Source organism: Enterobacter cloacae complex sp. (assembly GCF_900322725.1).
GTDB lineage: Bacteria > Pseudomonadota > Gammaproteobacteria > Enterobacterales > Enterobacteriaceae > Enterobacter > Enterobacter quasihormaechei.
The window spans coordinates 2,080,861-2,102,910 of sequence record NZ_LT991957.1 but is presented as its reverse complement, the minus strand read 5'-3'; the positions used below and the strand labels follow the sequence as shown (position 1 = coordinate 2,102,910).

Sequence of the window (22,050 nt, the reverse complement as noted above, 5' to 3'; positions counted from 1 at the left end):
GCGGGATCGCTGCGCGCCACCCGCCATCTTCGTCAAAAATATCCTGTTAGTACAGCGCTTTACCGCTGCTGTCTTTCACGTTGGTTTTCCATGCAGCGCGAATCTGCTCAACCACGCTGTCCGGCAGGCTGGCGTAGTCCAGGTCGTTAGCCTGTTTGCCGCCGTTTTTGTATGCCCAGTCGAAGAATTTCAGCACTTCTGCACCCTGCTCAGGTTTCTTCTGATCTTTGTGGACCAGAATGAAGGTGGTAGAAGTGATTGGCCACGCATCGTCGCCTTTCTGGTTAGTCAGGTCCTGCGCGAAGGATTTACTCCAGTCTGCGCCTTTTGCGGCGTTAGCGAAGTTCTCTTCGGTCGGGCTAACCGGTTTGCCGTCAGCAGAAACCAGTTTGGTATAAGCCAGGTTGTTCTGCTTCGCGTAAGCGTATTCTACGTAACCGATAGAGCCCGGCAGACGCTGTACGAAGGCAGCGATGCCGTCGTTACCTTTACCGCCCAGACCGGTTGGCCAGTTAACGGTAGAGCCGGAACCGACTTTGGATTTCCACTCTTCGTTCACTTTTGCCAGGTAGCTGGTGAACACGAAGGAGGTACCGGAACCGTCAGCGCGGCGAACCACAGCGATGTTCTGCGAAGGCAGCTTAACGCCCGGGTTCAGCTTAGTGATGGCTTCGTCGTCCCATTTTTTGATTTTGCCCAGGTAGATGTCGCCCAGGGTTTTGCCGTCCAGCACCAGCTCGCCTGATTTCAGGCCAGGGATGTTAACGGCCAGCACAACGCCGCCGATCACGGTCGGGAACTGGAACAGGCCTTCCTGATTCAGTTTTTCATCAGACAGCGGAGCGTCGGATGCGCCGAAATCAACGGTATTCGCGGTAATTTGTTTTACGCCACCGGAGGAGCCGATACCCTGATAGTTAACCTTGTTGCCGGTTTCTTTCTGGTAGGTATCCGCCCATTTGGCATACACCGGCGCAGGGAAGGTTGCACCAGCGCCAGTCAGGCTTGCTGCTGCGAAGGCAGAGAAAGCGCTCAGAGATAAGGTCGCGGCGACAACAGTTGCGACAGTGGTACGCATAACTTTCATAATGTCTCCTGCAAGGATTTCGTAAATCATTGTTTAAGTGGCTACGATGAGCAAAATAGGACAAACAGGTGACAGATAAATGTACGAATTATGACAGTTTTATGACAATCAACGCATTTGCGTTAAGTGCATGATTTAAATATAAATAAAATCACATTCTTGTCATGATAATGTCACACTGAGATGCGTTAAGCCTGGTTCAAAGACGGGAATATGACAACGGCTGTCATAAACAGCCGTTGTCATTAATTCAGAATTTCGAGGGTAAGGGTTGCCCAGGCTTCAAACGCGCCGGGCTTCGGGATACTCCCCGTCGCGCTGGCCGGGGCGGCAGAGAAGGTGAGCGAGTTAACCTCGGCGCCCCCCTGGTTGGTTCCCATATCCATCTCCATGTTTCCCCCGTTAACGTTGACGACGCGATCCCATTTATCATAAATAACGATCCCTACGTCATCATTGCCGTTCACTTTCATCATCGCGGCATCGGCGTCAACGGGATCGGCATGGAAAACGGATCGGACGATGTTCTCATCCAGCATGCCGGTACATTTCACCTGAATCATCTTGCGGATTTTATGGCTACCGACCGCCTCGCCTTTGGTGGCAGAAAACGCGCTGGCGGGAATGTCTCCAAAATCAATCTCCAGCGACTGGCCCGGCGCGATCTCGCAGTTTTGCGGTACCACGATGTCCCCGACAATTTTTATTTCGGCGAGCTTCTCGGTACTTGCCAGAGAGGACGCTTCATCGATACCGCCATAGAGCGTGGCAATCGTCGTCCCCGGAATGGTAACTTTTCCAATAAAGGGCTTGTCGATCAAAAACGATATTTTTACCTGAGAGCCGGTATCAAGCGTTGCATCTGAGCCTTCTACACTGGAGGCATAACAGTACATACCGGACGTCACCCGGTTGGGCTCCGACTCAAAGGGAACGGGCAGATAGTCACGTCCCAGCACGTGAATAGAGGACGCAATACTGAGGTGATCGTTCAGCGTGTAGTAGGTATAGCCGTTTTTAACGGTATTCACGCTTAAGGGCGAACGTGCGGTGAAATAGACGCTGCGAAACGTGGTGGTGAAATGAGTCAGGCAGTTACATCCCAGTTTATACCGGGAAGGCGATTGCAGAGTCTTCAGATCGCGCACCTCCGTTCCCGCCTGGTTTTTATCTGCCGGTATTTCTGCCCCGTTAAGATTCAGGTTGAAAATATAGGTGCCGCCGATGGCGAAGCACACCCCGCCTTCTGTGGTCGCAGCGTAGGTAAAAGGGGTCAAAAACAGCATGGCGACTGCTAAAAAAGTGATACGTCGATTCATCTCATTTCCCTATTGGCACACTACCGCTGTTTGAACCAGTTCAACGCCCGTTGGTTTGGGGAACTGATAATGGACCTCGCAAGGTTTTGTCTTTTCACTCCCCCACTTCAGCGTGAACGTTCCCTCTTCCGGCATGCCCGAAAGATACAGCTCGCCATCCTCGCCGGTGATGCCCGACACGCTGCCCGTCGCCAGTTCGGCAGACGCCACTGCGCCAAAGGGAACCGGTTTGCCGTTAGACTGTGTGACCTCAAAGAGCACGCGATAGCCCACGTGGGTGATAAATTCGGCCCGCACTACCGCACCTCGCGTGGGGATGACGTTAAGCACGCTGTTCTCCAGCTCGACGTTTGCTTTTTCAAAATAGCCGCTCTCAATTTCCACACGATTTTCATCGTAAGCGTTTAGCTGCGTTTGAACGGTGTAGCCTCGCCAGTCCGTTGCCGTACCGGTGCCGTTTTCCATTGCCAGACCGGCTGCGCCGGGTGCTTTTATCAGCGCCACGGTTTCTCCCATCTCCTGCGAGAACGTCACCCCATCGCCGTGCAGCAGAACCCCACCGCGCGCGCCGTAGTTGAGCCGCTGACTCTCCTGGTTGTAGTCATAGCTGCCGTTAACCGAACCATAGGTTCCGTCATATCCCACTCCTGCGCTGCTGCTGTACACCCTGTCATCCGCATCCCAGGACTGCTGGAGGTTCCAGGAGAGATTTCGGTTATCAAGCGCCGTACCGTTAAAGCCAAGCTGGTGCATCCCTTTTCCCCTGTTGTTCTGCGTAAGGCCGTAGCTCACATAGCTGTCCGGCAGCAGTTCAGACAGCGGCACCGATAACGACAGCATAAATACCTGCTCGCTTTCTCGTTCGTCGCTATCTGAATACTCCGCGCTCTGCGCCGTCGTGATGGAATCGCTATAGTTCCAGGAGAGGTTCCAGGAAAGCGCCCGCCAGACATTGCTGTAGCCAAGCTGAACCAGGCGTTCAACTTCGTCGGTTTGCCAGTACTGCTGACGGCTCAGCGTGAAATAAATGTTCCCCATGCCATCGCCGAAATTCTGCGTCCAGGTTCCTTCAAGCCGGCTGCGCCGGTTGCCCGTTACCCAGAAATCGCGCTGATTGTTCTGGCGTGATGCCCATTCATTGAGGGTGTAGTAGCCCTGCGTTGAATAGCGATACCCCACCAGCCGCAGCGTGGTATCCGTTTCATCAAACCGTTTCGAATAGAGAAAACGCCAGGACTGGCCAGACTCCTCTGAGCCCTCGTCCGTAAACTGCGCGCGAGCCTGGGTGATATCGACGGAAAACGCGCCCGCTGCGCCCACATCTTTGCCGATCCCCACCGCTGCCGAGCGATAGTCTTCCGCGGCCTGCACGCCACTGTATACCGTTATCCCGGCAGGAAAGCCGTGTAGCACCTGCGCCTGAAAAACGTTAGGCTGGAAATCGCTTTGATCGCGCAGTTCGCCCGCGCTGATATCGACGTCGGTCTGATCTTCACGCCTGAGGATAGCCAGCGAGGCGTAGGGCTGCGTGAAGTGTTGCTCACTGCCGTCTTCTTCTTTGATGGTCACGTCCAGGTCGCCGCCGGAGCTGGTGGTGTTTAAATCTTTTAGCGCAAACGGTCCCTGCGGCACGGCAGATTGGTAAATGATGTAGCCGTTCTGCCGAATAATCACCGTCGCATTGCTTTTCGCCACGCCCCGAACGACCGGCGCAAAGCCCGTCAGGCTGGAAGGAAGCATTTCATTATCGGTATACAGGCGCACGCCCCGCACCTGGGTACTGTCGAAGACATCGCTTGCGGTCCAGGTATCACCCAGCATGATCTGGCTGCGTAACGCCGCGAGGTTACGCTGCGCATAGGTGCTGATGGAATGGTAATCCGAATGACCGTCAACGATATTTAGCGTGCTGTAGTTGCGTAAACGCCACGCGCCGACGTTGGCTCCGTTTCGCAGGTTCAGATAGTAGAACTCGCTGTTGTCGTCGTCATCAGACTGCAACGTGCTGGAGCCGGAAAAGTCATAGTTCATCATCAGCGCATTAATGCCCTCATCCCAGCGCGCAGGATTGATGGTGCCGCGGGCGGTGGTATCAATGTAAATCTGCGGCAACGTGACGTTGAGCAGCAGCTTATCGGTATCAAACGTCCATGTGGCGCCAGGGATCAGCGGTGTGGGATCCACACAGGCATTCTCGTCCAGGCGATCCAGCGAGGCGATCGCCGCCACCTTAGCCCCGAATTCTGCAAGCACCGTCCTGACGTGTGTAAAACAGGGATGCAGCCCATCGCCAGCCTTATTTTTAACGAAGGCGACGTCCCGGCTATCGATAAATTCATCGTTAACATGAATATCAACTTTATAAGACCCGGCAGGTAACATATTGACGCGGTTAAACTGGTGGATATCGACATCCACCGGATGGTCAATTTCGAGAAGCGCAGGGTTAAAGATATCTTTTGCCAGCGTCACGCCTGAAAAGCCGAGAGATACCCCCGATGCCAGCGCAATGAAAAAACGGAAATACCCCATATAAAACATCCCTATATTTACAGCGTGACGTGAATTTCCTGACTGATTGCACCAAAATCGTTAACGAAGCGCCAAATCAGCGCGCGACCGTTAATCCCTTCCGGGAGCGGCAAACGCACGGTGTCAAAAGGGGGAATAATATTTAACGTAACGTCTTTGCTGTCGACGGTAACATTCATAACGTTAATATGTAGCGGGCTCGGATTTTCAATAACGAGCTGTCTGTTTTGAATGCTCCATTTAACCTTTGCCGCAGCCCGTTCAGTCGTCATATTCAGTTTCGCCGGACGCCAAAAAAGTTTTATCCGCGTCTTAATCGCAATTTCGAGCGAATTAGGGTTTGAACTGGACGGCGGAATATTTTTGATGTTGAGCCAAAACAGCGATTCCCGATCGTCAGGCAGTTCGCCCTTCACCTTCATGATGCGTAATATTTTTTCCTGCCCTGCCTCTAGCCTTGAAACGGGCGGAATAACGGTAAAAGGAGGCTTATGCGCCGATGTATCTTTCTTGAAAGGATCGACCCACGTCTGTATGAGATAAGGCGTGGTTGATTCATTATTTTTTATGCTTATTGTCGCATCGGATTTATCACTACTATAAATAACGCGGGTTCCACCAATAATGACGCCAGCGGTCGATAAGGGTGTCAAAAATGAAAAAAAGATCATGATTAACGGGGTCAATAAACGCCTTGAATACATCAGTTATCCTCACATCCTGTGGAGGAGCCTGCAAAATGATAAAACAGGCTCCCGGCGAACAGCTGAGATTATTTCAGGTATTCAATGGTGAACTGGGAATCCGCGTTTGCAGTACCCGGCGTAACCGTAGCCAGCGTCTGCACAAACTTCGCTTTGAAGCCCATGTCCGCTTTGCCGTCGGTAATAGCGACATAGTTTGAATTGTTGTACAGCGGGATCGCCGTATCATCATTCAGGTTGAAGAGCTTGATGGCAACGCCGGTAGCCGTAACGGCTTCACCTTCGCCGGTGTAAATACCGTCAGTACCCGTTTCGCCGTTAACAGGCGTGCCAATAGACAAATACCCTTTGCCGATGGTGTCTTTATCTTCTGTTCCGTCAAAGCGAACCGCTGCCTGAGTATAGGTTGCAGGGCATTTTTCCAGTTTAATATGGAAATCTTTTACTGACGCCGTTGAGTCAACGCCGGTGAACGCCGTTTTCGCAACGCGGCCAATATTCACCGTCTGGTCGACGGTATCAGACGTAACTTCACACGTTGAATCAATAACCTCTCCGCGGAAATGAACCGTACCATCCGCAGCCAATGATTGCCCTGCCATTAACGCCGAAGCGAGTGCAATCGCCACCGTAATTCCAGTGTTTTTCATGTTAACTCCATTAATTAAATAAATATTGCGCTTATCATAAAGACAACGCCATCCCAAATGCGGGGAAATCATATTCTCCGGGGATAAAGTTCTTCAAGGGGAGATTTTAAATTAATGGAATAATGAAAAAGCCTGTATGGAATAATAATAGAGAAAGTTAAATACAATATTATTTTAGTTAAACCATCAATATTTCTTTTCAGTATACACATAAAAAGAAGTCAGCTTTTATCAACGGGCTATTTTTAGGATTCCGTTAATAAAAGCTGATCGTTTAGTGATCAAAATAAAGATCATTTATGCACAAACGTCATTTCGAACGTTATTCATACAATAAAGTAACGAAATACGTCAAAATAAGATAATTGATAGCAAACGGAGAGATTATTTGAAAAAGAGTAAGGGAATAATGGCTACACAACGTGTAGCCATTAACAGGAGGGTTATTCTACGGTAACGGACTTCGCCAGGTTACGCGGCTGGTCAACGTCGGTGCCTTTGATCAGCGCCACGTGATAAGCCAGGAGTTGCAGCGGAACGGTGTAGAAGATCGGCGCAATCACCTCTTCCACATGCGGCATCTCGATGATGTGCATGTTGTCGCTGCTGACGAAACCGGCGTCTTTATCCGCGAAGACGTACAGCACGCCTCCGCGGGCGCGGACTTCTTCGATGTTAGACTTCAGTTTTTCCAGCAGTTCGTTGTTTGGTGCAACAACGATCACCGGCATATCCGCGTCAATCAGCGCCAGCGGGCCGTGCTTCAGCTCGCCTGCCGCGTAGGCTTCCGCGTGGATGTAGGAGATCTCTTTCAGCTTCAGCGCGCCTTCCAGCGCGATAGGGTACTGATCGCCACGGCCCAGGAACAGAGCGTGGTGCTTATCAGAGAAATCTTCAGCCAGCGCCTCAATGCGTTTGTCCTGAGACAGCATCTGCTCGATACGGCTCGGCAGCGCCTGGAGACCGTGAACGATGTCATGCTCAACGGAAGCATCTTCACCTTTCAGACGCGCCAGCTTCGCCACCAGCATCAGCAGAACGGTCAGCTGCGTGGTAAACGCTTTGGTGGAGGCCACGCCGATTTCGGTGCCCGCTTTGGTCATCAGCGCCAGATCGGATTCACGCACCAGCGAGGAGCCCGGTACGTTACAGATGGCCAGAGAGCCCAGGTAACCCAACTCTTTAGACAGACGCAGCGCCGCCAGGGTATCCGCCGTTTCGCCAGACTGAGAAAGGGTGATCATCAGGCTGTTACGGCGCACAGCGGATTTACGATAGCGGAACTCAGACGCGATTTCGACATCGCACGGCACGCCCGCCAGGGATTCAAACCAGTAGCGAGAGACCATACCGGAGTTGTATGAGGTCCCGCAGGCCACAATCTGAATATGCTCAACCTTGCCGAGCAGCTCGTTGGCGTTCGCCCCCAGCTCGCTCAGATCCACCTCGCCATGGCTAATGCGACCGGTCAGGGTATTTTTAATGGCGTTCGGCTGCTCGTAGATCTCTTTCTGCATGTAGTGACGGTAAGCGCCTTTGTCGCCCGCGTCGTATTGCAGGTTAGATTCGATCTCCTGACGCTTCACCTGCTCGCCTTTGGTATCGAAGACGGTCACGCTGCGGCGCGTCACTTCCGCGATATCGCCCTCTTCCAGGAAGATAAAGCGACGGGTAACCGGCAGGAGCGCCAGCTGATCGGAAGCGATAAAGTTTTCGCCCATGCCCAGACCGATAACCATCGGGCTACCGGAACGCGCGGCCAGCAGCGTGGACGGATCGCGGGAATCCATGATCACCGTACCGTAGGCGCCGCGCAGCTGAGGAATAGCACGCAGCACTGCCTCACGCAGCGTACCGCCCTGTGCCAGTTCCCAGTGTACGAGGTGAGCAATCACTTCGGTGTCGGTTTCAGAGACGAAGGTATAGCCGCGCGCTTTCAGTTCTTCGCGCAGCGGTTCGTGGTTTTCGATAATGCCGTTATGCACCACCACGATGTGTTCAGACACATGCGGGTGCGCGTTACCTTCAGACGGTTCGCCGTGCGTCGCCCAGCGGGTGTGCGCAATACCGGTTCCCCCGTGCAGCGGATGTTCTTCCGCGGCCTGGGCCAGCATCTGCACTTTACCGAGACGGCGCAGACGGGTCATATGACCTTCTGCATCAACGACAGCCAGACCGGCAGAGTCATAACCACGGTATTCCAGACGACGTAAACCTTCGAGAAGGATTTCAGCAATATCACGCTGCGCAACTGCGCCAACAATTCCACACATAATTTAGATTCCGAATTTAGGCATTATGCCTGCGTTGTCGCTGACCTGTATTTCCCCTGCGTCTTTCACGCTGCGGCTGCGTTGGCTTCTCGTACTCGCCACGGTCACTTACTTAAGTAAGCTCCCATGGACTCATACGCTTGCCGCCTTGCCACAACGCGAAATCCTTTGGGTAACGCCCTTTCCGGGCACCCCGAGCCTTGTAGAGAGTGGGGTTATTTTTATGGGTACTGCTTGTGGGGGGAGATATATCTTTATCTCCTCTCCCGGGTTTGCCTGATGACGGCTACGCCTTATCAGGCCTACTCAATCGTAGGGCGGGTAAGCGCAGCGCCACCCGCCTTAGGGTTACTTTTTCTTCACCGGGCGTTTCCAGCCCTGCTTGCTGACCTGCGGCACGCGGCTTAACACCAGCTCGTTATCCGCTACGTCGCGCGTGACGGTCGTTCCGGCGGCAATGGTCACACCGTTACCCACGGTGACGGGCGCCACCAGCTGCGTGTCAGAACCCACAAACACATCATCACCGATGATGGTTTTAAACTTATTGGCACCGTCATAGTTACAGGTGATGGTACCTGCACCAATATTCACGTTGTCGCCAATTTCTGCATCGCCCAGATAGGTTAAATGACCCGCTTTGGAGCCTTTACCCAGACGGGCTTTTTTCATTTCAACGAAGTTACCAACATGTGCGCCTTCCAGCAGCTCAGCGCCCGGGCGTAGACGCGCAAATGGGCCGATGGTACATGCCGCATCAAGACGCGCGTCTTCCACCACGCTGTACGGGCTGATTTCGCAGTCGTCGCCGATAACGCTGTTTTTAATCACGCAGCCAGCGCCGATTTTGACGCGGTTACCCAGCGTGACGTTACCTTCCAGGATAACGTTAGTATCAATTTCAACGTCGCGCCCGTGGGACAGCGTACCGCGCAGATCGAAACGCGCCGGATCGCGCAGCATGACGCCTGCGAGCAGCAGCTTCTCTGCCTGCTCGGACTGGTAAATGCGCTCCAGGCGGGAAAGCTGAAGACGGTTGTTTACCCCGTCCGTTTCGCTGATGCGTGCCGGGTGAACGGCGGCAATCTCACGCCCTTCCTGATACGCCATCGCAATAATATCGGTGATGTAATATTCACCCTGTGCGTTGTTGTTATTCAGCTTAGACAGCCAGCGCTTCATATCAGCACCGTTCGCAATCAGGATACCGGTGTTGATCTCCTGAATCTGACGCTGCGCTTCGCTGGCATCTTTATGCTCAACAATCCCCGTCACGTTGCCGTTTTCACGGGTAATGCGGCCATAGCCACTCGGATCGTCCAGCACGACGGTTAACAGCCCAATGCCGCCCTGCGGTTTGGCCTCACGCAGACGAGTGAGGGTTTCAACGGAGATCAGCGGGACGTCGCCGTAGAGCATCAGGATGTCTTCATCATCAGAGAAGAAAGGTGCAGCCTGCTGCATTGCATGACCGGTACCCAGCTGTTCTGCCTGTAGCACCCAGTTGAGATTGTCGTCACGCAGCGTTTTTTTCAGCAGATCGCCGCCGTGTCCATAAACCAGATGCACCTGGCGGGCGCCTAATTCATTAGCTGCATCAATAACATGCTGCACCATTGGCTTTCCTGCCAGCGTGTGGAGCACTTTAGGCAGATCGGAATACATGCGGGTACCTTTGCCTGCGGCAAGGATCACCACGCTCATCGCACTGTTTAACATACGCATCCTGACGGTAGTTTGTGTGAGAAGTAAAAACGTTTGATGCTTAAAATTCTACATCTTTTTCATCATGAATTAAGGCCGAAAAAAAAAGCCAGCCTGGGATCCAGACTGGCTTTTGTGCTTTTCAAGCCGGTGTTACATCGCTTTTTTGGTCAACTCGATAACGCGCAGTTTCGCGATCGCTTTGGCCAGCTCCGCAGACGCCTGAGCGTAATCCACGTCACCATGAGAGCTGTTAATGTGCTCTTCAGCCTTACGCTTCGATTCCAGGGCTCGCGCTTCGTCGAGATCCTGGCCACGAATAGCGGTATCGGCCAGAACGGTCACACTGCCAGGCTGCACTTCAAGAATGCCGCCGGACAGATAGATAAACTCTTCGTGACCGAACTGTTTAACGATGCGGATCATACCAGGCTTAATGGCGGTGAGCAGCGGTGCGTGACCCGGGAAAATACCCAGTTCACCTTCACTACCCGTTACCTGGATTTTCTCGACCAGACCAGAGAACATTTGTTGCTCTGCGCTGACGACGTCCAGGTGGTAAGTCATTGCCATATCACCCTCCGATTAAGGCGTTAAAGTTTTTTGGCTTTTTCCACGGCTTCTTCGATGGAACCAACCATGTAGAACGCCTGCTCTGGCAGGTGATCGTATTCGCCTTCCATGATGCCTTTAAAGCCACGGATGGTGTCTTTCAGGGAAACGTATTTACCCGGCGCACCGGTGAATACTTCCGCAACGAAGAACGGCTGGGACAGGAAGCGCTGGATCTTACGCGCACGAGCTACCACCAGTTTGTCTTCTTCAGACAGTTCATCCATACCCAGGATGGCGATGATGTCTTTCAGTTCCTGGTAACGTTGCAGCAGGGACTGTACGCCACGCGCGGTGTCGTAGTGTTCCTGGCCAACAACCAGTGGATCCAGCTGACGGCTGGTGGAGTCCAGCGGGTCAACGGCCGGGTAGATACCCAGAGACGCGATCTGACGGCTCAGTACCACGGTTGCGTCTAAGTGCGCAAAGGTGGTGGCTGGAGATGGGTCAGTCAAGTCATCCGCAGGTACGTATACCGCCTGAACGGAGGTGATAGAACCGGTTTTGGTCGAGGTGATACGTTCCTGAAGAACACCCATCTCTTCCGCCAGCGTAGGCTGATAACCTACCGCTGAAGGCATACGACCCAGCAGTGCAGATACTTCGGTACCGGCCAGGGTGTAACGATAGATGTTATCAACAAACAGCAGAACGTCACGGCCTTCGTCACGGAATTTCTCAGCCATTGTCAGGCCAGTCAGCGCAACGCGCAGACGGTTTCCTGGTGGCTCGTTCATCTGGCCGTAAACCAGGGATACTTTATCCAGAACGTTGGAGTCGGTCATTTCGTGGTAGAAGTCGTTACCCTCACGAGTACGTTCACCTACGCCCGCAAACACGGAGTAACCGGAGTGCTCGATCGCGATGTTACGGATCAGCTCCATCATGTTTACGGTTTTACCTACACCCGCACCGCCGAACAGACCAACTTTACCGCCCTTCGCGAACGGACACATCAGGTCGATAACTTTGATGCCGGTTTCCAGCAGTTCCTGAGAGCTGGACAGCTCTTCGTAGGAAGGTGCCGCGCGGTGGATAGCCCAACGCTCTTCTTCACCGATGTCGCCTTTCATGTCGATTGGCTGACCCAATACGTTCATGATACGACCCAGCGTTGCTTTACCTACCGGGACTTCGATCGGGTGCTCAAGGTCTTTAACTTCCAGACCACGACGCAGACCGTCGGAAGAACCCATGGCGATGGTACGCACGATACCGCCGCCGAGCTGCTGCTGAACTTCCAGCACCAGGCTCTCGTTACCATTCTGTACCTCAAGCGCGTCGTACACGCGTGGTACGGCGTCCTGAGGGAACTCGACGTCCACCACGGCGCCGATTACCTGGACAATCTTTCCAGTAGCCATCTTGAATCCTCTACGTAATTCGTAAACCTGGTTAAACCGCGGCGGCCCCCGAGACGATCTCGGTGAGTTCCTGAGTAATGCTGGCCTGACGAGCTTTGTTGTAAACCAACTGCAGCTCTTTAATCAGGCTGCCGCCATTATCGGTCGCGGCTTTCATCGCCACCATTCGTGCGGCCTGCTCGCTGGCCAGGTTTTCTACAACGCCCTGATAAACCTGAGATTCAACGTAACGACGCAGCAGGGTATCCAGCAGCGGTTTCGGATCGGGTTCATACAGGTAATCCCAGGCTTTCTGTTTCAGCTCGTCATCTTCTGATGCCGGTAACGGCAGCATCTGAGTGAGCGTAGGCACCTGAGACATGGTGTTAATAAATTTGTTGCTGACAACGTACAGTCTGTCCAGACGGCCTTCATCGTAGGCCTGCAACATCACTTTAACCGGGCCGATCAGTTCGGACAGGGACGGGTTATCACCCATACCGGTCACCTGAGCGACAATGTTGCCGCCAACGGAGTTAAAGAAAGAGACGCCTTTAGAGCCAATCAGTGCCAGATCGCACTGAACGCCTTTATCGGACCAGACTTTCATATCCGCCAGCAGTTTTTTGAACAGGTTAATGTTCAAGCCGCCACACAGACCACGGTCAGTCGACACCACCAGGTAGCCCACGCGCTTAACGTCGCGTTCTTCCAGGTAAGGGTGCTTATATTCCAGATTACCGTTTGCAAGGTGACCAATCACTTTGCGCATGGTCTCTGCATAAGGACGGCTGGCCGCCATGCGATCCTGCGATTTACGCATTTTGGAAGCGGCGACCATCTCCATCGCTTTAGTGATCTTTTGCGTGTTCTGGACGCTTGCGATCTTACTACGTATCTCTTTTGCGCCGGCCATGAGCTTCTCCTCAATGCCAGACGGCTTGTCCTGAGACAAGCCGCCGGACGATTACCAGGATTGGGTTGCTTTGAAGGAATCGAGGATAGCTTTCAGCTTGCCTTCGATTTCGTCGTTATAGCCACCGGTCTGGTTGATCTCTTGCATCAGCGGAGCGTGATCACGGTCAGCGTAAGCCAGCAGAGCGGCTTCGAAGCTACCGATTTTCGCCAGTTCCACATCTTCGAGGTAACCGCGTTCAGCCGCGAACAGTACCAGGCCCTGCTGAGCAACAGACATTGGCGCGTACTGTTTCTGCTTCAGCAGCTCGGTCACTTTCTGACCGTGGCTCAGCTGTTTACGGGTTGCTTCGTCCAGATCGGATGCGAACTGAGAGAACGCAGCCAGTTCACGATACTGTGCCAGCGCGGTACGGATACCACCGGACAGTTTCTTGATGATCTTGGTCTGAGCAGCACCACCCACACGGGATACGGAGATACCCGGGTTAACTGCCGGACGAATACCGGAGTTAAACAGGTTGGTTTCCAGGAAGATCTGACCATCGGTAATGGAGATTACGTTGGTCGGAACGAACGCAGAAACGTCACCCGCCTGGGTTTCAATGATCGGCAGCGCGGTCAGAGAACCTGTTTTACCCTTCACTTCACCTTTGGTGAAGTTCTCGACGTATTCCGCGTTAACGCGGGAAGCACGCTCCAGCAGACGAGAGTGGAGGTAGAATACGTCGCCCGGGAATGCTTCACGTCCTGGTGGACGACGGAGCAGCAGGGAAACCTGACGATACGCAACAGCCTGTTTAGACAGGTCATCGTATACGATCAGCGCATCTTCACCGCGGTCACGGAAGTATTCGCCCATTGCGCAACCGGCGTATGGCGCCAGGTATTGCAGTGCAGCAGATTCAGACGCGGTTGCGACCACAACGATGGTGTTAGACAGTGCGCCGTGTTCTTCCAGTTTACGAACCACGTTGGAAATGGTGGACGCTTTCTGGCCGATAGCCACGTACACACATTTGATGCCGGAGTCACGCTGGTTGATGATGGCGTCGATTGCCATCGCGGTTTTACCGGTCTGACGGTCACCGATGATCAGTTCACGCTGACCACGACCGATTGGGATCATGGCATCAACGGACTTATAACCCGTCTGCACAGGCTGATCAACGGACTGACGGTCGATAACGCCCGGTGCGATAACTTCGATTGGCGAGAAGCCATCGTTATCAACCGGACCTTTACCGTCGATTGGCGCACCCAGGGTGTTAACAACGCGACCCAGCAGGCCACGGCCAACCGGCACTTCCAGAATACGGCCAGTACACTTAACCTTCATGCCTTCGGCGAGGTCAGCGTATGGACCCATCACAACGGCACCTACGGAGTCGCGCTCCAGGTTCAGTGCGATAGCGTAACGGTTACCCGGCAGGGAAATCATCTCACCCTGCATACAATCGGCCAGGCCGTGGATGCGGATAACACCGTCACTTACAGAAACAATAGTACCTTCGTTGTGAGCTTCACTCACAACACTGAACTGAGCAATGCGCTGCTTGATCAGTTCGCTGATTTCGGTGGAATTCAGTTGCATGCTCCAGTCCCCTTAAGACTGCAAGACGTCTGCAAGGCGCTCAAGACGGCCGCGTACGCTGCCATCAATGACCATATCACCCGAGCGGATGATTACGCCTGCCATTACAGACTTATCGATTTTGCAATTCAGCTTAACTTTGCGTGACAGACGTTTTTCCATCGCGGCGGTGATTTTCGCAAGCTGTTCGTCACTCAGTTCAGTTGCGGAAGTTACTTCAACTTCAGCGGTAGCTTCACTGAGGGCACGTAAGTGCTCAAACTGCTCGAGAACATCCGGGAGCACACGGAGACGACCATTTTCTGCCATGACCTTAATCAGGTTCTGGCCGTTGGCATCCAGTTGCTCTCCGCACACGGCGATAAACGACGCGGCGAGGGTTTCAGGCGCTAACGCACCGGAAAGCAACTCGGCCATTTGTTCGTTTTTCGTCACCTCAGCGGCAAACGCCAGCATATTCTGCCAGCGATCGACATTTTGGTGTTCGACAGCAAAGTCAAAAGCTGCTTTGGCGTAGGGGCGAGCTACCGTAACAAATTCAGACATCAGCCCCTCCCTCCTTACAGTTCAGCGACAAGTTTGTCCACGATGTCGCTGTTAGCAGCTTCATCCACGGAACGTTCGATGATCTTCTCGGCGCCAGCAACAGCCAGAATCGCAACCTGCTTACGCAGTTCTTCACGAGCACGTTTACGCTCAGCTTCAATTTCAGCCTGAGCCTGTGTCACGATCTTAGTACGTTCCTGTTCTGCTTCAGCTTTGGCTTCGTCCAGGATCTGAGAACGGCGTTTGTTAGCCTGTTCAATGATTACCTGAGCTTCAGCTTTCGCTTTTTTCAGCTGGTCTGTCGCGTTGGCCTGTGCAAGGTCCAAATCTTTCTTAGCGCGTTCTGCGGAAGCCAGACCGTCAGCAATTTCTTTCTGACGTTTTTCGATGGCAGCCATTAAAGGCGGCCATACATACTTCATGCAGAACCAGACAAAGAGAATAAACGCGATGGCCTGGCCGAGGATTGTTGCGTTCATGTTCACAGCACAATACCTCTTAAATTTCTGTGGCTTGGGGTTTTAAAACAACTACTACGCGACAGCAAACATCACGTACAGACCCAGACCTACAGCGATCATTGGGATTGCATCCACCAGACCCATAACGATAAAGAACTGAGTACGCAGCAGAGGAATCAGATCAGGTTGACGCGCAGCGCCTTCCAGGAATTTGCCCCCGAGGATGCCGATACCGATCGCAGCACCGATAGCCGCCAGACCCATCATCACAGCGGCAGCCATGTACAGCAGATCCATATTCAGGTTTTCCATGACAGTCTCCAGTTTGTTTCAATTAAAACGTAGTAGTGTTGGTAAAAAATCAGTGCTCTTCAGACGCCATCGACAGATAGACGATCGTCAGAACCATGAAGATAAAGGCTTGCAGCGTAATGATCAGGATATGGAAAATGGCCCATGGCACATTCAGAACCCACTGTGACCACCACGGCAGAAGACCCGCGATCAGAATGAAAATCAGCTCACCCGCATACATGTTGCCGAACAGTCGCAGACCCAGTGAAACAGGTTTGGACAGCAGGCTAACGCCTTCCAGGATCAGGTTGACCGGAATAAACGCCCAGTGGTTGAACGGCTGCAAGGTAAGCTCTTTCACAAAGCCGCTTACGCCTTTCATTTTGATGCTGTAGAAAAGAATCAGGATAAACACGCCCAGCGCCATCGACAGGGTGATGTTCACGTCCGCAGACGGTACAACACGCAGCGCAGGCAGGCCGAAGATGTGCTCGCCGATGAACGGCAGCAGGTCAATTGGCAGCAGGTCCATCAGGTTCATCAGGAAGACCCAAACGAACACGGTCAGGGCCAGCGGAGCAATCAGCTTGCTCTTACCATGGTACATGTCTTTCACGCTGCCATGGACGAAGCCGATGATCATCTCAACGAACGTCTGGAATTTCCCTGGAACACCGCTGGTCGCTTTTTTAGCAACGCTGCGGAACATGGCCAGGAACAGAAGACCCAAAACCACCGAGAAGAACATGGAGTCGATGTTGATCGTCCAGAAGGTGGCCGGGGGGTTATGTGGATCCACCAGCGAGAATGTACGCAGGTCCAGCTGAAGGTTATTCAGATGGTGACCTATGTAATCCTGCGGCGTCATATTTTCTGAAGCCATGATGCCTTTTACCCTTTGTTATTGATTACAGCTGGAGCCAGAACTTGTACCACCAGCACCAAAACCCACGTTGCTATCAGCGGCATGAATACCACTTTCAAAACCGCCAGCGCCATCACCAGTAGAGCAAAGGTCAGCAACACCTTACACACTTCGCCGAGAGCGAAGGACCAGGCCACGCGGCCTTTGGCGGGTGTATGCGCCTGATGACGCCAGGCAAAAATCATAAACAACACGTTTGGCAGCACAACCGCCAAACCTCCGCACGCGGCGGAGATGCCCCAGAAGGGGTCTTTGAGGCTAAACAGCAGTCCACTTGCTATTACCGCCAGAAACTGAATGAACAGAAGCTTACGAGCAACGTTTCTACTCAAGAGCGACACAGACATCACGTTTTTACTCCTGCTCCCTTCGAGGTATGCCGCGTGTCGTATAAAACGTCCTTTAAGGCTCAGAGTCAAGCATCAAAAAGCGGTCAAATTATACGGTGCGTACCCGTGATTTCAAACATTAAGTAGCGAAAAGGTGAATAAATGTTTAAATATTTTTCCCCAGCGCTATTTTTCAACTTTTGACCAATGCGTCGACCTTCAGGCGAAACTGCAAACAGCGCGAAAACGTTGGCGATAAAGCGTGCACGAGATCACAAAATGCACATTTGCGATAAAGCGGTAATTATCAAACACGTAAAACGTTTTATTTCATCTTCATGAATTTAAAGCCAAAAAATCGCAACTATTTCTAAAACAGCCCTATATACAACAAAAACCTTTTATTGACATTTTTAATAAATATTTAACATTGCATTCTGGTTGCTACAGCCCACTTTTAGCAGACTGATATTTTCATAGTTGATTATCATTAAGGTGAATGAATCAGCTCAGGTTAACCGCAAGAAAAACCATGGTGAACACAAGGTTAAAATGACTTCAGAATTATCCTCATGGGTGTGCTGTTTTTTAACACAATAAGAACAGCACAAATTCCCCATTTTTTATTTAAATTTTAAAATTTGTTTGGCTTAAGAATCACCAAATGCCGTTCACCGTCGAGATGAGGAACCTGTAACTTCTCGATTGATTCAACAGCAAAATCCGCTGGCAGCTGTTGAATCTCATCTTCAGGCACCAGCCCTTTCAGGGCATAAAAGCGGCCATTTTCCGCCGGCAGGTGTTTACACCAGCTCACCATGTCGTTGAGCGATGCAAAGGCACGGCTGATAACGCCGTCAAACGGCGGCTCTGCCGGGAACGCCTCTACCCTGCTCTGCACCGGAGTGATGTTTTCCAGCTTCAGCTCATGCTGTACCTGGCGTAAAAAGCGCACGCGCTTGCCCAGGCTGTCCAACAGCGTGAAATGGCTCTCCGGGCGGACAATAGACAACGGGATCCCCGGCAGCCCCGGACCGGTGCCAACGTCGATAAAACGTTCACCTTTCAGGTACGGCGCCACCACGATGCTATCGAGAATATGGCGAACCAGCATCTCGTTGGGATCGCGCACCGAGGTCAGGTTGTACGCTTTGTTCCATTTGTTCAGCATATCGACATAGGCCACCAGCTGGTTTTTCTGGTGATCGGTGAGCGAAATACCTGCTTCATCCAGCAGACGAGAGAGTTTATTGAGCACGGTGGATACCTGTTGAGATACTTACTGGCGGGTGGCGCTTCGCTTACCCGCCCTACGGGGTTCTGTAGGCCCGGTAAGCGCAGCGCCACCGGGCAATGTTCAAACGTTACGCGCTGCGGCGCAGCATACCCTGCTTTTTCAGCCACACCAGCAGAATTGAAATCGCGGCAGGCGTGACGCCGGAGATCCGTGAGGCCTGGCCAATCGACACCGGTTTATGATCGTTCAGCTTAGCGATCACTTCGTTGGAAAGGCCCGTCACCTGACGATAGTCCAGCATTTCCGGCAGCAGCGTATTTTCATTACGCTGCTGTTTTTCGATCTCATCCTGCTGACGCGCAATGTAGCCTTCGTATTTCACCTGAATCTCGACCTGCTCAGCCGCTTCAGCGTCTTCAAGGCCCGGTGCGAACGCGGTCAGTTTGACCAGATTCTCGTAGGTGACTTCAGGGCGGCGCAGCAGATCTTCGCCGCTGGCTTCGCGCGAAAGCGGCGCTGTTAAGTGAGCGTTCACTTCGGCAGCGGTTTCCGCCTGCGGGTTTACCCAGGTGGTTTTCAGGCGCTGACGTTCCTGTTCAATGCGTTCCAGCTTCTCGTTGAAGCGCGCCCAACGTTCGTCATCCACCAGACCCAGCTCTCGACCCATTTCGGTCAGACGCAGATCGGCGTTGTCTTCGCGCAGCATCAGGCGATATTCCGCGCGGGAGGTAAACATGCGGTACGGTTCTTTGGTCCCCAGCGTGCAGAGGTCGTCGACCAGCACGCCCAGGTACGCCTGAGAGCGCGCCGGCGCCCAGCCCTCTTTCTCGGCGGAGAAGCGGGCGGCGTTCAGACCGGCCAGCAGACCTTGCGCAGCGGCTTCTTCATACCCGGTGGTGCCGTTAATCTGGCCCGCGAAGAACAGACCGTGGATGAATTTGCTCTCCAGGGTTGGCTTCAGGTCACGCGGATCGAAGAAATCGTACTCAATGGCGTAGCCAGGACGAACGATTCTCGCGTTCTCCATGCCCTGCATTGAGCGAACAATTTGCATCTGCACGTCGAACGGCAGGCTGGTGGAGATGCCGTTCGGGTAAATTTCGTTAGAGGTCAGTCCTTCCGGCTCCAGGAAGATCTGGTGCTGGTTACGATCGGCAAAGCGCATCACCTTGTCTTCGATCGACGGGCAGTAGCGCGGGCCGATCCCTTCGATCACGCCCGCGTACATTGGGCTGCGATCGAGGTTATTGCGGATCACGTCGTGCGTTTTCTCATTGGTGTGCGTGATGTAGCACGGCACCTGCTGCGGATGTTGTGCCGCATTGCCCATGAACGAGAAAACCGGCATTGGGTTATCGCCGTGCTGCTGTGCCAGCACGCTGAAGTCAATGGTGCGCGCATCAATGCGCGGGGGTGTACCGGTTTTCAGGCGGCTTACGCGCAGCGGCAGCTCACGCAGACGACGAGACAGCGGAATGGACGGCGGATCGCCAGCGCGGCCACCGCTGTAGTTGTCCAGACCGATATGGATTTTGCCGTCCAGGAATGTCCCGACCGTCAGCACAACCGCTTTTGCGCGGAACTTGAGGCCCATCTGGGTCACAGCGCCGACAACACGATCGTTCTCCACGATAAGATCTTCTACCGCCTGCTGGAAGATCATCAGGTTCGGCTGATTCTCCAGCGCGGTGCGGACAGCCTGACGGTAAAGCACGCGGTCTGCCTGCGCACGAGTGGCGCGGACAGCTGGGCCTTTACTCGCGTTTAGTATCCTAAACTGAATACCCGCATGATCGATCGCTTTCGCCATCAGGCCGCCAAGTGCATCCACTTCTTTTACCAGGTGTCCTTTCCCAATGCCGCCAATCGCCGGATTACAGGACATTTGTCCCAGCGTGTCGATATTGTGTGTCAAAAGCAGGGTCTGCTGACCCATTCGCGCTGCGGCCATTGCGGCCTCAGTGCCTGCATGACCCCCGCCAATGATGATGACGTCAAAAGGATCCTGATAAAACATGGTGGTCTGCCTCGCGTAAAGCGGTATGAAAATGGATTGAAGCCCGGGCCGTGGATTCTACTCAACTTTAGTCTTTCGAGAAAGCATTGGGATCCTGGGCTATTAAAAAGAAGATCTTTTTATTTAGAGATCTGTTCTATTGTGATCTCTTATTAGGATCGCAGACCTTTGTGGATAAGTCCGATCCCATAAATAAGATCATGCAGTTAGGAAGGATCGTTTGCTGTGAATGATCGGTGATCCTGGACAGTATAAGCTGGGATCAGATCGCCGCTTTATCCACAGGTCAAAAACTAAACCAACGTTGTTCTTTGGATAACTACGGGTTAATACGAGCTTTTAACCAGAGTTATCCACATCTGATCGCACGATCTTTAATCGTTTTTGAGTAAATTTTTCCATTCTGCGAGCCAGATCTCGGCTGGATCTTCCGGAATATCATGATCGAGGATGTTGATCTTCAGGGTTTCACCCAGCTGTTTTGCTCCGCAGGCGGTTACAGCGGCTTCTACTTTCTCTATTGCACCGCAGAAGGTGTCATATTCACGGCTGCCGATCCCGATCGCACCAAACCGGACGTTTGACAGACTGGGCTGCTGTTCCAGCAGTTCGTCATATAAAGGTTGCAGGTTATCCGGCAGATCGCCCGCGCCGTGCGTGGAGGTGATCAGCAGCCAGACCCCATCAGTCGGGAGATCTTCCAGCAGCGGGCCGTGCAGGGTTTCTGTTGAAAAGCCCGCGTCTTCCAGCTTCTCAGCCAGATGTTCCGCTACGTATTCCGCACCGCCCAGGGTGCTGCCGCTGATAAGAGTAATGTCCGCCATTGATCGCTCGCTCAGATAAAGAGGCGGCCATTGTACGCTGTGAACGAGCTGGGATCTACCTGTGGAAAATGTGGGAATGAAATTGCCCGATCACGGGCGGATGGTACGCATGATCGGGTTTTGCAGGGAGATCAGGGTTTCGGTGGACTGAATTTCATCGATTGTTTGGATCTTGTTGATAAGTACCTGCTGGAGGGCATCGATGGATCGGCACATTACCTTAATAAAGATGCTGTAGTGCCCGGTGGTGTAGTACGCCTCGGTGACTTCATCCAGCGCGTTCAGCTTCTCCAGCGCGGAGGGGTAATCTTTTGCACTTTTAAGAATGATGCCAATGAAGCAGCAGACGTCGTAGCCGAGCTGCTTCGGACTGACGTCAATGCGTGCGCCGGTGATGATCCCCGCCTGCTTCATTTTCTCTACGCGGACGTGAATTGTCCCCGGGCTAACGCCAAACTGTTTCGCCAGTTCGGCATACGCGGTGCGCGCATTGGCCATCAGCGCCTCCAGGATGCCGCGGTCCAGATTGTCGATCTGATAATTTTCCATAGCTTTTTCTTATGAAGATTGATGAATCCCTCTATTCTAGCGGCTAATTTTATCGAATCAAAAGTGAAGGTGGCTTTTTGTTGATGGGTTATTGAATAAGGTGCCATTTTTGTTGCTTAATCAATACCAACAGGA

20 protein-coding genes are annotated in these 22,050 nt (G+C 52.9%); all 20 read right to left on the bottom strand.

Features of this window, described 5'->3' with window-relative positions:
* Positions 1–46 precede the first annotated feature (46 nt).
* A complete protein-coding gene (gene pstS, locus DBR02_RS10500; RefSeq protein ID WP_063452042.1) occupies positions 47–1,087 on the bottom strand; it encodes a phosphate ABC transporter substrate-binding protein PstS in 1,041 nt (346 codons plus the stop codon).
* 245 nt (positions 1,088–1,332) lie between these two features.
* Positions 1,333–2,406, bottom strand: a complete 1,074-nt coding sequence (stgD, locus tag DBR02_RS10495) for a fimbrial protein StgD (protein ID WP_233157737.1) — start codon at positions 2,404–2,406, stop codon at positions 1,333–1,335.
* 9 nt (positions 2,407–2,415) lie between these two features.
* The gene (locus tag DBR02_RS10490) at positions 2,416–4,938 is read right to left on the bottom strand and encodes a fimbria/pilus outer membrane usher protein (RefSeq protein WP_107535637.1); all 2,523 of its coding nucleotides are present in this window, start codon (positions 4,936–4,938) and stop codon (positions 2,416–2,418) included.
* Between the two features lie 17 nt (positions 4,939–4,955).
* Complete coding sequence (locus DBR02_RS10485) at positions 4,956–5,642, bottom strand: fimbrial chaperone (protein ID WP_107534303.1); 687 nt, start codon at positions 5,640–5,642, stop codon at positions 4,956–4,958.
* 68 nt (positions 5,643–5,710) lie between these two features.
* The gene (locus DBR02_RS10480) at positions 5,711–6,292 is read right to left on the bottom strand and encodes a chaperone-usher fimbrial major subunit (RefSeq protein ID WP_107534301.1); all 582 of its coding nucleotides are present in this window, start codon (positions 6,290–6,292) and stop codon (positions 5,711–5,713) included.
* Between the two features lie 443 nt (positions 6,293–6,735).
* Positions 6,736–8,565 (bottom strand): glutamine--fructose-6-phosphate transaminase (isomerizing), encoded by a 1,830-nt coding sequence (gene glmS, locus DBR02_RS10475; RefSeq protein WP_063452041.1) that lies wholly within the window; start codon positions 8,563–8,565, stop codon positions 6,736–6,738.
* A gap of 348 nt (positions 8,566–8,913) precedes the next feature.
* Entirely contained in the window at positions 8,914–10,284 is a 1,371-nt protein-coding gene (gene glmU / locus DBR02_RS10465) for a bifunctional UDP-N-acetylglucosamine diphosphorylase/glucosamine-1-phosphate N-acetyltransferase GlmU (RefSeq protein WP_063868585.1), read from the bottom strand.
* Positions 10,285–10,422: 138 nt separating this feature from the next.
* The gene (locus DBR02_RS10460; protein WP_003862360.1) at positions 10,423–10,842 is read right to left on the bottom strand and encodes a F0F1 ATP synthase subunit epsilon; all 420 of its coding nucleotides are present in this window, start codon (positions 10,840–10,842) and stop codon (positions 10,423–10,425) included.
* 20 nt (positions 10,843–10,862) lie between these two features.
* Positions 10,863–12,245: a F0F1 ATP synthase subunit beta gene (atpD, locus tag DBR02_RS10455; protein ID WP_015570150.1), complete on the bottom strand. Its 1,383-nt coding sequence runs from the start codon at positions 12,243–12,245 to the stop codon at positions 10,863–10,865.
* Positions 12,246–12,276: 31 nt separating this feature from the next.
* Positions 12,277–13,140 (bottom strand): F0F1 ATP synthase subunit gamma, encoded by an 864-nt coding sequence (gene atpG, locus DBR02_RS10450; protein ID WP_063452039.1) that lies wholly within the window; start codon positions 13,138–13,140, stop codon positions 12,277–12,279.
* Positions 13,141–13,191: 51 nt separating this feature from the next.
* Entirely contained in the window at positions 13,192–14,733 is a 1,542-nt protein-coding gene (gene atpA, locus DBR02_RS10445) for a F0F1 ATP synthase subunit alpha (RefSeq protein ID WP_063452038.1), read from the bottom strand.
* Between the two features lie 12 nt (positions 14,734–14,745).
* Positions 14,746–15,279, bottom strand: coding sequence for a F0F1 ATP synthase subunit delta (gene atpH / locus DBR02_RS10440; protein ID WP_003862369.1), 534 nt, complete (start codon positions 15,277–15,279; stop codon positions 14,746–14,748).
* Between the two features lie 14 nt (positions 15,280–15,293).
* Positions 15,294–15,764: a F0F1 ATP synthase subunit B gene (gene atpF / locus DBR02_RS10435; protein ID WP_003862370.1), complete on the bottom strand. Its 471-nt coding sequence runs from the start codon at positions 15,762–15,764 to the stop codon at positions 15,294–15,296.
* 48 nt (positions 15,765–15,812) lie between these two features.
* Positions 15,813–16,052 carry a F0F1 ATP synthase subunit C gene (gene atpE, locus DBR02_RS10430; RefSeq protein WP_000429386.1) on the bottom strand — a complete coding sequence of 80 codons (240 nt, stop codon included), beginning with the start codon at positions 16,050–16,052 and terminating at the stop codon, positions 15,813–15,815.
* Positions 16,053–16,101: 49 nt separating this feature from the next.
* Positions 16,102–16,917, bottom strand: a complete 816-nt coding sequence (gene atpB, locus DBR02_RS10425; RefSeq protein ID WP_028014916.1) for a F0F1 ATP synthase subunit A — start codon at positions 16,915–16,917, stop codon at positions 16,102–16,104.
* A gap of 8 nt (positions 16,918–16,925) precedes the next feature.
* Positions 16,926–17,306: a F0F1 ATP synthase subunit I gene (gene atpI, locus DBR02_RS10420; RefSeq protein ID WP_003862375.1), complete on the bottom strand. Its 381-nt coding sequence runs from the start codon at positions 17,304–17,306 to the stop codon at positions 16,926–16,928.
* 616 nt (positions 17,307–17,922) lie between these two features.
* On the bottom strand, positions 17,923–18,546 hold the full coding sequence (gene rsmG, locus DBR02_RS10415) for a 16S rRNA (guanine(527)-N(7))-methyltransferase RsmG (protein ID WP_063452037.1): 624 nt from the start codon (positions 18,544–18,546) through the stop codon (positions 17,923–17,925).
* A 106-nt stretch (positions 18,547–18,652) separates the two neighbouring features.
* Entirely contained in the window at positions 18,653–20,542 is a 1,890-nt protein-coding gene (gene mnmG, locus DBR02_RS10410; RefSeq protein ID WP_107534297.1) for a tRNA uridine-5-carboxymethylaminomethyl(34) synthesis enzyme MnmG, read from the bottom strand.
* Between the two features lie 374 nt (positions 20,543–20,916).
* A complete protein-coding gene (gene mioC / locus DBR02_RS10405; protein WP_063452035.1) occupies positions 20,917–21,366 on the bottom strand; it encodes an FMN-binding protein MioC in 450 nt (149 codons plus the stop codon).
* 90 nt (positions 21,367–21,456) lie between these two features.
* The gene (gene asnC / locus DBR02_RS10400; RefSeq protein ID WP_003862383.1) at positions 21,457–21,915 is read right to left on the bottom strand and encodes a transcriptional regulator AsnC; all 459 of its coding nucleotides are present in this window, start codon (positions 21,913–21,915) and stop codon (positions 21,457–21,459) included.
* Positions 21,916–22,050 lie beyond the last annotated feature (135 nt).

Excerpts from the sequence above, each read along its gene's own strand:
- pstS (WP_063452042.1), bottom strand. The coding sequence starts at position 1,087 with ATGAAAGTTATGCGTACCACTGTCGCAACTGTTGTCGCCGCGACCTTA.
- stgD (WP_233157737.1), bottom strand. The coding sequence starts at position 2,406 with ATGAATCGACGTATCACTTTTTTAGCAGTCGCCATGCTGTTTTTGACC.
- DBR02_RS10490 (WP_107535637.1), bottom strand. The coding sequence starts at position 4,938 with ATGGGGTATTTCCGTTTTTTCATTGCGCTGGCATCGGGGGTATCTCTC.
- DBR02_RS10485 (WP_107534303.1), bottom strand. The coding sequence starts at position 5,642 with ATGTATTCAAGGCGTTTATTGACCCCGTTAATCATGATCTTTTTTTCA.
- DBR02_RS10480 (WP_107534301.1), bottom strand. The coding sequence starts at position 6,292 with ATGAAAAACACTGGAATTACGGTGGCGATTGCACTCGCTTCGGCGTTA.
- glmS (WP_063452041.1), bottom strand. The coding sequence starts at position 8,565 with ATGTGTGGAATTGTTGGCGCAGTTGCGCAGCGTGATATTGCTGAAATC.
- glmU (WP_063868585.1), bottom strand. The coding sequence starts at position 10,284 with ATGTTAAACAGTGCGATGAGCGTGGTGATCCTTGCCGCAGGCAAAGGT.
- DBR02_RS10460 (WP_003862360.1), bottom strand. The coding sequence starts at position 10,842 with ATGGCAATGACTTACCACCTGGACGTCGTCAGCGCAGAGCAACAAATG.
- atpD (WP_015570150.1), bottom strand. The coding sequence starts at position 12,245 with ATGGCTACTGGAAAGATTGTCCAGGTAATCGGCGCCGTGGTGGACGTC.
- atpG (WP_063452039.1), bottom strand. The coding sequence starts at position 13,140 with ATGGCCGGCGCAAAAGAGATACGTAGTAAGATCGCAAGCGTCCAGAAC.
- atpA (WP_063452038.1), bottom strand. The coding sequence starts at position 14,733 with ATGCAACTGAATTCCACCGAAATCAGCGAACTGATCAAGCAGCGCATT.
- atpH (WP_003862369.1), bottom strand. The coding sequence starts at position 15,279 with ATGTCTGAATTTGTTACGGTAGCTCGCCCCTACGCCAAAGCAGCTTTT.
- atpE (WP_000429386.1), bottom strand. The coding sequence starts at position 16,052 with ATGGAAAACCTGAATATGGATCTGCTGTACATGGCTGCCGCTGTGATG.
- atpB (WP_028014916.1), bottom strand. The coding sequence starts at position 16,917 with ATGGCTTCAGAAAATATGACGCCGCAGGATTACATAGGTCACCATCTG.
- atpI (WP_003862375.1), bottom strand. The coding sequence starts at position 17,306 with ATGTCTGTGTCGCTCTTGAGTAGAAACGTTGCTCGTAAGCTTCTGTTC.
- mnmG (WP_107534297.1), bottom strand. The coding sequence starts at position 20,542 with ATGTTTTATCAGGATCCTTTTGACGTCATCATCATTGGCGGGGGTCAT.
- mioC (WP_063452035.1), bottom strand. The coding sequence starts at position 21,366 with ATGGCGGACATTACTCTTATCAGCGGCAGCACCCTGGGCGGTGCGGAA.
- asnC (WP_003862383.1), bottom strand. The coding sequence starts at position 21,915 with ATGGAAAATTATCAGATCGACAATCTGGACCGCGGCATCCTGGAGGCG.